The 11990-nt window shown below is 71.3% G+C and carries 9 protein-coding genes and 1 pseudogene; 7 read left to right on the top strand and 3 right to left on the bottom strand.

The features are described from left to right. Window positions 1-140 precede the first annotated feature (140 nt). From QCD66_RS16395 to rocD, 7 genes are all read left to right on the top strand, one after another. The gene (locus tag QCD66_RS16395) at window positions 141-1730 is read left to right on the top strand and encodes a PucR family transcriptional regulator ligand-binding domain-containing protein (protein ID WP_364220412.1); all 1590 of its coding nucleotides are present in this window, start codon (window positions 141-143) and stop codon (window positions 1728-1730) included. A gap of 89 nt (window positions 1731-1819) precedes the next feature. Further along, window positions 1820-2743, top strand: a complete 924-nt coding sequence (locus QCD66_RS16400; RefSeq protein ID WP_364220409.1) for an amino acid ABC transporter permease — start codon at window positions 1820-1822, stop codon at window positions 2741-2743. Further along, entirely contained in the window at window positions 2740-3531 is a 792-nt protein-coding gene (locus tag QCD66_RS16405) for an amino acid ABC transporter ATP-binding protein (RefSeq protein ID WP_357534493.1), read from the top strand. The genes QCD66_RS16400 and QCD66_RS16405 overlap by 4 nt, the downstream gene beginning before the upstream one ends. A gap of 34 nt (window positions 3532-3565) precedes the next feature. Beyond that, window positions 3566-4468 (top strand): arginase family protein, encoded by a 903-nt coding sequence (locus tag QCD66_RS16410; RefSeq protein ID WP_375734708.1) that lies wholly within the window; start codon window positions 3566-3568, stop codon window positions 4466-4468. Next, window positions 4465-5994 (top strand): argininosuccinate lyase, encoded by a 1530-nt coding sequence (argH, locus tag QCD66_RS16415; protein WP_375734707.1) that lies wholly within the window; start codon window positions 4465-4467, stop codon window positions 5992-5994. The genes QCD66_RS16410 and argH overlap by 4 nt, the downstream gene beginning before the upstream one ends. Continuing rightward, window positions 5991-6854, top strand: coding sequence for a dimethylargininase (gene ddaH / locus QCD66_RS16420; protein WP_364220400.1), 864 nt, complete (start codon window positions 5991-5993; stop codon window positions 6852-6854). The genes argH and ddaH overlap by 4 nt, the downstream gene beginning before the upstream one ends. Next, window positions 6851-8065 carry an ornithine--oxo-acid transaminase gene (rocD, locus tag QCD66_RS16425; protein WP_364220397.1) on the top strand — a complete coding sequence of 405 codons (1215 nt, stop codon included), beginning with the start codon at window positions 6851-6853 and terminating at the stop codon, window positions 8063-8065. The genes ddaH and rocD overlap by 4 nt, the downstream gene beginning before the upstream one ends. 175 nt (window positions 8066-8240) lie before the next feature. Here the strand turns inward: rocD and QCD66_RS16430 are convergent, their stop codons facing one another. The 3 genes and pseudogenes from QCD66_RS16430 to QCD66_RS16440 form a co-directional block, all read right to left on the bottom strand. After that, the gene (locus QCD66_RS16430) at window positions 8241-10655 is read right to left on the bottom strand and encodes a carbohydrate-binding module family 20 domain-containing protein (RefSeq protein WP_375734706.1); all 2415 of its coding nucleotides are present in this window, start codon (window positions 10653-10655) and stop codon (window positions 8241-8243) included. A 606-nt stretch (window positions 10656-11261) separates the two neighbouring features. Then, window positions 11262-11540 carry a substrate-binding domain-containing protein gene (locus QCD66_RS16435; protein ID WP_364220391.1) on the bottom strand — a complete coding sequence of 93 codons (279 nt, stop codon included), beginning with the start codon at window positions 11538-11540 and terminating at the stop codon, window positions 11262-11264. Window positions 11541-11592: 52 nt separating this feature from the next. Beyond that, window positions 11593-11988, bottom strand: a pseudogene (locus tag QCD66_RS16440) (LysE family translocator); the annotation flags it as partial. Window positions 11989-11990: the final 2 nt, after the last annotated feature.

Raw genomic sequence — 11990 nt, forward strand, 5'->3', positions numbered from 1 at the left:
CAACGTGGCCCCAGTTTTCAAGCAGCGACGCAAGCACCGGAAGGGGACCGCTTGTCCAGTCGCCGCTGCCCGGACTGTACTTCACGGCGATGTCACACTCGCGCAATAGTGGTCAACGGTGAAGGGGGTGGGATGTTCCCGTGACCGTGACGATTGCGCAGGTCCTGGCGTTGCCGGACCTGAATCTGCGGGTGGTTGCCGGCGATGCCGGGCTCGGCAACGAGGTGCGCTGGGTGCATGTCAGCGAAACCGTCGACCCGACTCCGTGGCTGCGCGGCGGCGAACTGCTGCTCACCACCGGACTCAAGATCGAACAGCCGGAGCAGTTCGAGCCGTACGTCCACCGGCTGGCCGACGCCGGCCTGGCCGGGCTCGGCTTCGGCATCGGGCTCGGCCACGCCCAGGTGCCCGAGCCGCTGATCCGGGCCGCCGCACAACGCGGGCTGCCAGTGCTCGAAGTGCCGGTCGACGCCCCGTACGTGGCGATCTCCGAGGGCGTGTCGAACCTGCTCGCCGCGGAACGCTACGACACCATCGCCCGCGCGTTCGACGCCCAGCAGGCGCTGACCGCCGCCGCGGTGGAGTCCGGCCGGGGCGGGATCGTCGCCGCGACCGCCCGTGCCGTCGGCGGCTGGGCGGTCCTGACCGACCTGGCCGCCAACGTCGTACGGGCCTTCCCGCCGCAGGCCGCCGACCGCCTGCCGGCGCTACTGCCCGACGTGATGCGGGCCCGGGAACGGGGCATCCGCTCCAGCGGTTCGGTGGTCGGCCCGACCGAGTCGGTGGCGATCCACACGCTCGGCGCCCGGGGCCGGATGCGCGGCTTCCTGGTCGCCGGCGTACCCGGCCGGTCCAGCGACTACAGCCGGATGGTGCTGGCCGGCGCCGTGGCCCTGCTGTCGCTGGAGATGGAACGCTCGCAGGCCGCCACCCGGCAGGTCCGGCGGCTGCGCGCCGACCCGCTGGCCCAGATCCTGCGCGGCGCCGTCACCGACCAGGTGGCCGGCCAGCACGCCACCGCCTGGGAACTCGACCCGACGGCGGTGCGGGTCGCCGTCTACCTGTGTGCCGCCGACCGGGCCGGCCGGGTCTGCGACGACGTCAACGAACTGATGTCCGAGGCCGGCCTGCCCGGCGCGGTCGTCGCCCAGGACGCCGGCCGCCAGGCCCGGGTGGCGGTGCTCACCGACGCCTCCGACCGGGCCACCGCGGCCCTGGCCGAACTGGCCTCGGTACGCCCGATGGTGCCGCTCGGCCTCGGTGACGTGGTGCCGGTCGAGCAGGTCGGGCTGTCGTACCGGGCGGCCACCCACGCCGCCGAGGTCGGCCGGGCCGAACGGCGCGCCGTGACCCGGTTCGACGACCTGGAGGCGCTGCACATGCTCTTCCGGGCCCAGTCGCCGCAGGCGCTGGCCGGGTTCGTCCGCAGGGTGCTCGGACCGCTGCAGCAGCACGACCGGGGGCGCGAGGGTGCCCTGCTGGCCAGCCTGCGCTCCTTCCTGGCGCACAACGGCCACTGGAACGAGACCGCCGCCGAACTCGGCATCCACCGGCACACACTGCGCGCCCGGATCGACCGGATCGAGCAGGTCACCGGCCGCGACCTCGGTTCGGCGTACGGCCGCATGGAGCTCTGGCTCGCGCTGCTGGCCGACAGCGCGGCCGACACCGACGACTTCGCCGGACCGGCACCGGACCGATCCGGTGGGCGGGGGCAGGACAGGAAGTAGCGCCCCCGGTCCGGTGACTGGACCCGGTGTCAGGTACCGGCGCCCCGCCGGCCCGGTGAGACTCGGCGAAAGCACAGACAGGAGACGCGATGACGAGCACTGGACGCGGTGGCACCACCACCGCCGCGCCACCACCCGGGCCGGGGCAACTGGCCGGGCTGCCCAGGGTGCCGCTGCGGCACTACGGCCGGTGGGTCTCGGCGGCGGTCGTGATCGTGTTGGTCGCGCTGCTCGTCCGGGCCTTCGCCCAGGGCGGCATCGAATGGTCGGTCGTCGGCCGCTACCTGACCGCCTCGGCGATCCTGCACGGCCTGCAGAACACGATCATCATCACGCTCTGCTCGATGGCCCTGGCCATCGTCCTCGGCGTACTCGTCGCGGTGATGCGGATGTCGGCCAACCCGGTGACCCGTACGGTCGCCTTCGGCTACATCTGGCTCTTCCGCGGCATCCCGGTCCTGCTCCAGCTGCTGATCTGGTACAACCTGGCGCTGGTCTTCCCGACCGTCGGCTTCGGCCCGTTCGAGGCCCGCATGATCGACGTGATGACGCCGTTCATGGCCGCCCTGCTCGGCCTCGGCATCAACATGAGCGCCTACACCGCAGAACTGGTCCGGGCCGGCATCCTCTCGGTCGACAAGGGCCAGATCGAGGCCGCCCAGGCGATCAGCCTCACCCCCAACCAGATCCGCCGCCGGATCGTGCTGCCGCAGGCGATGCGGGTCATCCTGCCGCCGCTGGGCAACGAGTTCATCAGCACGCTGAAGATGTCGTCGCTCGCCGCCGTCATCACGTACGGCGAAATGCTGGAAACGGCCGAGTTCATCTACTACTCCAACAACCGGGTGATCGAACTGCTGATCGTCGCGGCCATCTGGTACCTGGCGGTGGTCTCCGTACTCAGCGTCATCCAGCACTTCGTCGAGCGCCGGTTCGGCCGGGGCTTCCAGTCCACACCGACCCGCAAGGCCCGGTCGATCGGGCGCCGGTTGAAGGGAGCCCCGGAGCAGTGAGCCAGCCGCAGACGGAGCGGGGTGCGACGCCGGTCGTGCGCGCCATCGACCTCCACAAGTCGTTCGGTCCGGTCCACGTCCTGCGCGGCGTGTCCCTGCAGGTACGCACCGGCGAGGTGCTGTGCGTCATGGGTCCGTCGGGCTCCGGCAAGTCGACGTTCCTGCGCTGCATCAACCAGCTGGAGCGGGTCGACGGCGGTGAGCTGTGGGTACGAGACGAACTCGTCGGCCACAAGCTGCGCGACGGCAAGCTGTACGAGCTGCGCGAACGCGAGATCGCCCGGCAGCGGCGCGGCATCGGCATGGTCTTCCAGCGGTTCAACCTCTTCCCGCACATGACCGCCGTCGGCAACGTCGTCGAGGGGCCGATGCGGGCCCTGAAACGCAACCGCTCCGACGCCCACGCCGCCGCCCGCCGGCTGCTCGACCGGGTCGGCCTGTCCGACAAGTACGACGCGTACCCCGGCCAGCTCAGCGGTGGCCAGCAGCAGCGGGTCGCCATCGCCCGGGCGCTGGCCATGGAGCCGTACCTGATGCTCTTCGACGAGCCGACCTCGGCCCTGGACCCGGAACTGGTCGGCGAGGTCCTGGACGTGATGAAGGCGCTCGCCGGCGACGGCATGACCATGATCGTCGTCACCCACGAGGTCGGCTTCGCCCGCGAGGTGGGCGACACCCTCGTCTTCATGGACGACGGCATCGTGGTCGAGTCCGGCCCGCCGCGCGACGTCGTCGGCGCCCCCCAGCACCCCCGGACCAAGGAATTTCTCTCCCGCGTCCTCGGCTGAGAGCACACCCCACACCACCCGCGAGAGGTCAGCAATGCCACGTCGTCAGCAACCGCGCAAGTTCGACCTGTGGGGGGTCCCCTTCGACGGGGGCTCCACCCTGGGCTGGCCGGGCTCGCGCTACGCGCCCGGCCGGATCCGCGACGCCCTGCGCTGGATCACCCAGCGGATCGAGGACGGCGCCATCTACTCGCTGGAGACCGACTCGGTCCACGAGGTCGGCGACGACCTGCTGCGCGACCGCGGCGACGTCGACGTGGTCGGACACGACATCGACGCCACCCTCGACGCCTGCTCCGCCTCGGTCGCCGAGTCGCTGCGCGCCGGCCGTACGCCGATCATGATCGGCGGCGACGACTCGGTGCTGTTCCCGGTCGCCCGGGGCGTGCACGACGCCCTGCCCGGCCGCGTGGCGGTGATCCACTTCGACGCGCACCTGGACCTGCTCGACCACAACCGTTTCCAGGGCCGGGTCAGCCAGTCCAGCGGCATGCGGCGCAGCCTCGAACTCGACCGGATCAACGCCGAGGACTGCATCCAGGTCGCCGTACGGCACTTCAACTTCCCGTCGTCGGCGGAGTTCAAGCGCAAGAGCGGCCTGACCCACATCACCGCCCGCGAATTCCAGGCGCTCGGCCCGGTCTCCGCCGTCGAGCAGATCCTCGACCGGGTGTCCGGCGCCGACCACGTCTTCCTGTCGTTCGACATCGACGCGATCGACCCGGCCTTCGCGCCCGGCGCCGGCGCCCACGAACCCGGTGGCCTCACCTCCGGCGAGGCCCTGGAAGCGGTGCGGCTGCTGGCCCCGCACTGTGACGCGCTCGCGGTCACCGAGGTCAACCCGCTCACCGACGACAACACCTCGACGACCGCCACCCTCGCCGCGTACCTGCTCTTCCACTTCGCGGTCTTCGGCTCCGGCGCGGACCGGCGATGAGCGGCGAATACCAGGGCTTTCGCGGCACCGGGGTACGGCTGACCGAGGAGCAGTTGCCGCACCTCCAGGCGCACCGCACCGAACTGCTCGGCGACTCGCTGCCCGCGATCCACGCCTTCGACAAGGCCCACGCCGTCATGCTCACCGAGCGGGGGCTGCTCGACCCGGCCGCGGGCCGGGCCATCCTCGCCGCGTTGCGCGGCATGGAGGCCGGCGGCGTCGCCGCCGCCCGCATCGAGGCCGGCGGCGGCATGCACTCCGGTGAGCAGTACCTGATCCGCACGATCGGCGCCGACCTCGGTGGGCGGCTGCACCTCGGCCGCAGTTCCGGCGACCTGATCGAGGTGGCCCGCCGGATGACGATCCGCTGGTACCTGCACTCGATGCTGCCGGCCCTCGCCGACCTGCGCGCCGTGCTGCTCGACCTCGCCGACACCCACGCCGACACGGTGATGCCCGGCTACACCCACGGCCAGCACGCCCAGCCGACGACGTTCGCCCACTGGGCGACCATGTTCGAACGCGCCTTCGCCCGCGACACCGAACGGCTGCTCGGCTTCCACGGCCGGCTCAACCTGTCACCGGCCGGCGCCGCCATCCTGACCGGCAGCGACCTGCCGCTCGACCGGCACCGGGTCGCCGACCTGCTCGGCTTCGACGCCCCGCTGCCGCACACGATGGACGCCATCCTCAGCCACGACCTGGAGATGGAGGCGGCGGCCCTGCTCGCCACCGTCGGCGCCACCCTGGCCCGGCTCGCCGACGACCTCTACCTGTGGTCGACGTCCGAGTTCGCGTACGTCGAACTGCCCGACCGGTTCTGCGGCACCAGCAGCATCATGCCGCAGAAGAAGAACCCCGACGCGCTGGAGGACGTCAAATCGGTGGCCACCCAGGCGCTCGCCGCCCTGGTCGGCGTGATCACCGCCGAGCGTGGCCCGACCGGTTTCCCGATCATGGAACGGCGCTACTCGCAGCAGGCGATCTGGTCGATGTGCGCCGCGATCACCGCCAAGGTCGGCGACGCCGCGCAGATCCTCGCCGACCTGCGTGTCGACACCGCACGGATGGCCGCGCAGGCCGGCGCGCACTGGGCCCAGGTCACCGACGTTGCGTCCGCCCTCGTCCGGCACACCGGCCTGGACTGGCGGCACGCCCACCAGATCGTCGGCGTCTTCGTCCGGCTCGGCGTCGAACGCGGACTGGCCGCGCCCGCCGCCCCGCCCGCCCTGCTCGACGAGGCGGCGACCCAGGTGATCGGCCGGGCCAGCGGCCTGACCCCGGAGCAGTTCGGCGCAGCCATGGACGCCCGCGGGTTCGTGGCCCGGCGCACCCTCTACGGCGGCCCGGCACCGGACGCCGTACGCCGCGAGAACGCCGAATTCGCCGCCCGGCTGGCCGCCGACCGGACCCGGATCGACGAACTGCGCCAGCGGACCACCGCCGCCGAGACGGCCCTGGAAGAAGCTATCGACACCATCCTCGCCGACGGCGGGGCCAGCACCGATGGGACCGAGGCCGGATGAGCCTGACCGCGAAGACCCCGACCACCGCACCGGGCACGACCACCGTCCAGGCGGCGCGGACCGCCACCCGGCGCGAATACCTGATGTGCCCGCCGACCCACTTCGACGTCGTCTACGCGATCAACCCGTGGATGGACCCGTCCGTACCGGTCGACCGGGACCTGGCCCGCCGGCAATGGGCGGACCTGCGCGACACCTACCTCCGGCTCGGACACACCGTGCACCTCGTCGAACCGCAACCGGGGCTGGTCGACATGGTCTTCGCCGCCAACTGCGCCCTGGTCGCCGACTCGCAGGTCTACGGCGCCCGGTTCCGTGAACCGGTACGCGAACCCGAGGCGCCCGCCTACCGGGCCTGGTTCGCCGCCGCCGGCTTCGGCGAGGTGTTCCTGCCCGGCTACGCCAACGAGGGCGAGGGCGACTTCGCGGTCGTCGCGGACCTGATCCTGGCCGGCTCCGGCTTCCGTACCGACCCGGCCGCGCACGGCGAGGCACAGGAGTTCCTCGGCCGGCCGGTCGTCTCGTTGCGGCTCACCGACCCGCGCTTCTACCACCTCGACACCGCGCTGTTCGTGCTCGACGACGACAACGTCGCCTACTACCCGCCGGCGTTCTCCACCGGCAGCCGCCGGACACTGGCCCGGCTGTTCCCCGACGCGGTCCTCGCCACCGAGGCCGACGCCCTCGTCTTCGGCCTCAACTCGGTCTCCGACGGGAAGAACGTGGTCGTCGCGCAGGCCGCCACCGACCTCATCGCCCAGCTCGCCGCCCGCGGCTACCGGCCGGTGCCGGTCGACCTGTCGGAACTGGCCAAGGCCGGCGGCGGCGCCAAGTGCTGCACCCAGGAGATCCGCCGATGAACCGCACCCTCGCCGCGATCAAGGTCGAAAACGACGTGCTCGCGCACAACTACCACCCGCTGCCGGTCGTCATCGAAAGCGCGCGCGGCGCCTGGGTCGTCGACGTCGACGGGAAACGCTACCTCGACTGCCTCGCCGGCTATTCCGCGCTGAACTTCGGCCACGGCCACCCCGCCCTGCTCGCCGCCGCCCGCGCGCAACTGGACCGGGCCACCCTGACCAGCCGGGCCTTCCACAACGACCGGCTCGGCCCGTTCGCCGCCAAACTCGCCGACCTGTGCGGCATGCAGATGGTGCTGCCGATGAACACCGGTGCCGAGGCGGTCGAGACCGGTGTCAAGGTCGCCCGCCGGTGGGCGTACGAGGTCAAGGGCGTACCCGCCGACACCGCCGAGATCGTGGTCGCGGCCGGGAACTTCCACGGCCGCACCACGACCGTGGTCAGCTTCTCCACCGACGAGCAGGCCCGTGCCGGCTTCGGCCCGTTCACCCCCGGCTTCACCGTCGTGCCGTACGACGACCTCGACGCGCTCGACGCCGCGGTGGGGGAGCGGACCGCCGCCGTACTCGTCGAGCCGATCCAGGGCGAGGCCGGCGTCGTCGTGCCGTCCGCCGGCTACCTCGCCGGCGTACGGCGGATCTGCGACGACCGCCGCGCCCTGTTCGTCGCCGACGAGATCCAGTCCGGGCTGGGCCGGACCGGCGCCACGTTCGCCTGCGAACTCGCCGGCGTACGCCCCGACGTCTACCTGCTCGGCAAGGCGCTCGGCGGCGGCGTGGTGCCGGTGTCCGCGGTGGTCTCCAACCGGGAGGTGCTCGGGCTGATCGGACCGGGCGAGCACGGCAGCACATTCGGCGGCAACCCGCTGGCCGCCGCCGTCGGCACCGCCGTCGTCGACCTGCTCGCCACCGGCGAGTACCAGGCCGCCGCCCGCCGGATCGGCGCGGTGCTGCACGACGGGCTGCGGGCGCTGCTCGGCCGGGGCGTCACCGCCGTACGCGGGGTCGGCGCCTGGGCGGGTGTCGACATCGACCCGGCCGTCGGCACCGGCCGCCAGGTCTGCGAGGCGCTCGCCGAGCGGGGTGTCCTGGTCAAGGACACCCACGGCAGCACCATCCGGCTGGCCCCGCCCCTGGTCGCCACCGACGACGAGATCGGCTGGGCGCTGGCCCGGCTGCGCGAGGTGCTGGCGGCGCGGCCCGGCAACTGATCCGTGGTCACCCGATCGCCGGAAGAGTCGCGGAGCGTATGACGTCCGCGCGCTGCGGGCCGAGACTCACCGCCCGTGGTATCGCCGTGTGCAACGCCCGCAGGGGCGTGGAGCGGAAATGGCATGGTGGTTGGCCTCCGCGGCGCGGGGGCCAACCACCATGACGCTTGGGGATCTACTTCCAGGTGTCGTTGTTGACGTGGGTGCCGGTGGGCGGGGTGGTGAGCTGGCGGTTACCGCCGCTCTCCCAGGTGACCGACCCGTCGGGGTTCTTCTTGAGGTACTTGTACTCGACCGCGGTGTTGGGCGGAAGGTTCACGGTCGCCCGCCACACGGGGTAGCTGGCCGACGAGAGCGGGACGGCGTTGGCCGGGTTCCAGGAGCCGAGGGCGGCGATGTTGCCGACCACGTAGACGTTCTGGCCGTACTGGGTGGTGGCGTTGGCGTTGAAGGAGACGGCGACCGACGAGGTGACGGTGTCGCCCCGGAAGGTCTCGGTGACGGCGTGGGTGCCGCCCGCCGGGGTGGTGAGGGTCCGATTGGCTCCGGACTCCCAGGTCACGACGCCTGCGGTGGTCTTCTTGATGAACTTGTACTCCAGCGTCGTGGACTTCGGCAGGTCGACGACGCCCCGGAAGACGCTGCCGTCCCGGGGCAGCTCGACCGCGTCGGCCGGGTTCCAGGAGCCGAGGGCGGGGATGTTGCCGACCACGTAGACGTCCTGGCCACTGGCGGCGGCGACGGTGAAGGTGGTGGCGATGGCGTCGGTGACGGGGCCCGGCACGTACGTGTCGTTTCGGGTCGCGGTGCCGCTGGCCGGGGTGGTGAAGGTCCGGTCGGTTGCTTCCTGCCCGGTCACGGTCGAGCCGTTCTTGACCAGGTAGCGGTAGGAGACCGTGGTGTTGGCCGGCAGGTTGGCGGTGGCGGTCCACGTGCTGCCGTTGCCGGTCAGTGGCATGGAGTTGGCGGTGTTGCCGCCGCCGAGGGCGGCGGTGTTGCCGACCAGGTGCAGGGTCTGGCCGGCCTGGAGGGAGGCGGTGGCGGTGAACGTGGTGCTGACGGTGACGCCGGGGGCGGGCCGGGCGTTGACGTGGGCGGCGACCGCGTTGTTGGCCGGGATGGTCACGGTGGCCCGGCCGCCGGCGACGGTGATCCGGGTACCGGTGCAGCCGGACCCGCCGGCACCACCGGAGATGACATCGCAGTAGTCGCCGTCGGCGAGGCCGGTGACGAAGGTGTGGGTGACCGGGCTTCCGGAGTCGTTGATGCCGATCCAGGCCCGGTCGCCGCGGTGGAAGCCGATGACGTTGCTGTTGACGGTGGTGAAGTTGGAGACGGTCTTGACGGACCTGGCGGCGTTGGCCCAGCCGACCATGCCCTTGATGCCGGTGCTCTGGCTCAGGCAGTTCCAGGTGCCGCCGCAGACGGTGTCGGTGACGTATCCGCTGCCGTTGTGCGGCGGGGACTGGTTGCGGTTGTTCCAGGAGAAGCTGTCGAACACGGAGGGTTTGCCGTGCGGGTAGGCCAGCGCGAAGTAGTTGGCCAGGACGTAGTCGGTGCCGTTCTTGTAGGACAGGACGACGCCGTCGCGTTCGAGATCGTGGTTGGTGACCATGGAGAAGACGTTGGCGCCGGGCGCGTCGAGGTTCCAGTTCGGGATGTTCGCCAGGGCGGAGATGGAGCCCTGGAACGCGGACCTGATGCCCTTGGCGTAGGCGAAGTCGAGGACGTCGCCGCTGCCGATGAAGGCCCGTGCCTTGAGGGCGTCGTTGCTGGCGCCGTCGAAGATCTCTTGGGCGACGTACGGGCGCTTGCCCTCGGCGACGGTGTTGTCGAGCTTGCCCAGGATGGCGGCGAAGTCGTCCTTCCTGATGTGCTTGACCGCGTCCACCCGGAACCCGTCGACGCCGAGACCGATCAGGTCGTTCAGGTAGGCGGCGATCTTGGTACGGACGCTGTCCTTCTCGGTGTAGAGGTCGGCCAGCGACAGTAGTTCGCAGCTTGTTACCTGCGCCTCGTTGTTCCAGTCGTTGATCGTGCCGTTGGTCGGGCAGTTGTCGCCCGGCCGGTGGAAGTCGTCGTTGCCGTAGGGCACCGCCGGGTAGCTGTAGCCGGAGAACTGGGTGCCGGCGTACCCGCGCGTTCCGCCCGGGTTGTTCGTCCCGGCCATGTGGTTGACCACCGCGTCGACGTAGACCCGTACCCCGGCGTTGTGGCAGGCGGTGACCATGGCGGCGAACTGCTGGCGGTTACCGAACCGGCTCTCCAGCCGGTACGACACCGGCTGGTACACCTCGTACCAGGGGTGTACGCCGTCGGCGCTGTTCGGAAGGCTGACCGACTCCTGCGGCGGGGCCACCTGGACCGCGCCGTATCCAGCAGGACCGAGATGGTTGGTGCAGGCGGTCGCGACCGACGGCCAGTTCCATTGCCACAGGTTGGCCGTCACCTCGCTGTCGTTGAGGGGGACGGCGGCACCGGCGGGCGTGGCGGTGGTGGCAGCCGCAACTGTTCCACCGGTCGCGACGAGCGCGGCGGCAAGCAGCAGGCGACCGATGCGGCCGCGCACCGACGATTTCGGGGCGTGCATGGATGGACCTACCTTCGGGGGAGAGGGTGGGTGCGGGGGTGGATGGCCATCCGATTGACGACGAGGATGCTCTATGCCTTGCAAGATGTGCAAGAGTTTGCGGCAGCATTTCAGAAACGTGCTCGCAAACTGGCCCTCACCCGCCTGCGGTGGCCACGATGTGAGACGAGCGCGGTCTCACATCGAGATGGCCGCCGGCCGCGCCAGACGGATGCCACCGTGTGATCACGGCCGAGCCCTGCCCTGTGGCCGGCGCCGCTCCGAGGCGGCGCCCCGACATTCCCGGCCCGACCTGCGACAACTGCCCAACTCGCAAAGCGGTTGCGTCCACACCCCGCACTGACTTGGGCAGTGCGGGCCTGCCCGGGCCGGGCCGTCGTTCAAGGGAGGTACGCGTGGCGGTGGCCGCCAGAGCCTCTCCTGCGGCCCGCAAGCCCATCCAAACCTTTCACTCTCTTGCAACCCCGCGCCGCCAAGGGGCAGTTTTGCGCACGTCGGCGACGGCTCGGGTGCTGGATGCCATCGCCGTGCTGGCCGCGGCCTGTGCGGTGCGGAGTGGCGCAGCTGGCCCGCTCCGCGCCCTGGCCAGCACCGCCGCCTGTGGCGTCAGCCAGCGGGAGGGGCGGTGCTCTGGCGAACCGTGAGCGTGGTCGCCAGTTCGACGCCGGCCTGCCGGACCTCCCCTCCGCGGCCGAGAGCAAGCGCCAACTCGGCCGCGGCCACCGCCATCTCGGTCAGCGGCTGGTGGATGGTGGTCATCGGCGGATCGACCAGGGCGGCGATGGGCAGGTCGTCGAAGCCGACCACGCTCAGGTCCGCCGGGATACGCAGTCCGATCGTGCGCGCGGCCTGATAAACGCCCAGCGCCTGCAGGTCGAGAGTCAAGGAACTGCGGGGCAAGGGTCAGATACACGGCGGCAGCCTTGGGGTTGAGCACATTGCCGAGCAGCCCTTGGAGGTACGGGTGGTGCCCGCGCCACGGCAGCCGCCGAGGCCGGCGGGGGGACAGGTCGTCCAGCGTGGCCGAGTCGGTCGGGTGCCGGCGGCGGGTCGCCGACCAGAGCAGCCACAGGCCGAGCCCGACCAGATAGCCCGCGCCGACCAGCTTCACAATCCAGAACGCCTGCGACGAGCGCAGCACCAGTGCGGCGAGGCCGACGGCTGCGAGAGTCGCGTGCACGTAGATCCCGGTGACCGTACCGAGGATCACCCACCAACCCTGCCGGTGCCCACCGGCGGCGACCCGTGATACGACCAGGGTCAGGCTGGTCCCCGGCGTCATGGTGATCGGCGCGAGGGCGACCAGGAAGCCGAGTACGGAGATCCCCTTCATCC

The sequence above is a fragment of the Polymorphospora sp. A560 genome (assembly GCF_045781765.1).
Lineage (GTDB): Bacteria > Actinomycetota > Actinomycetes > Mycobacteriales > Micromonosporaceae > Polymorphospora > Polymorphospora lycopeni.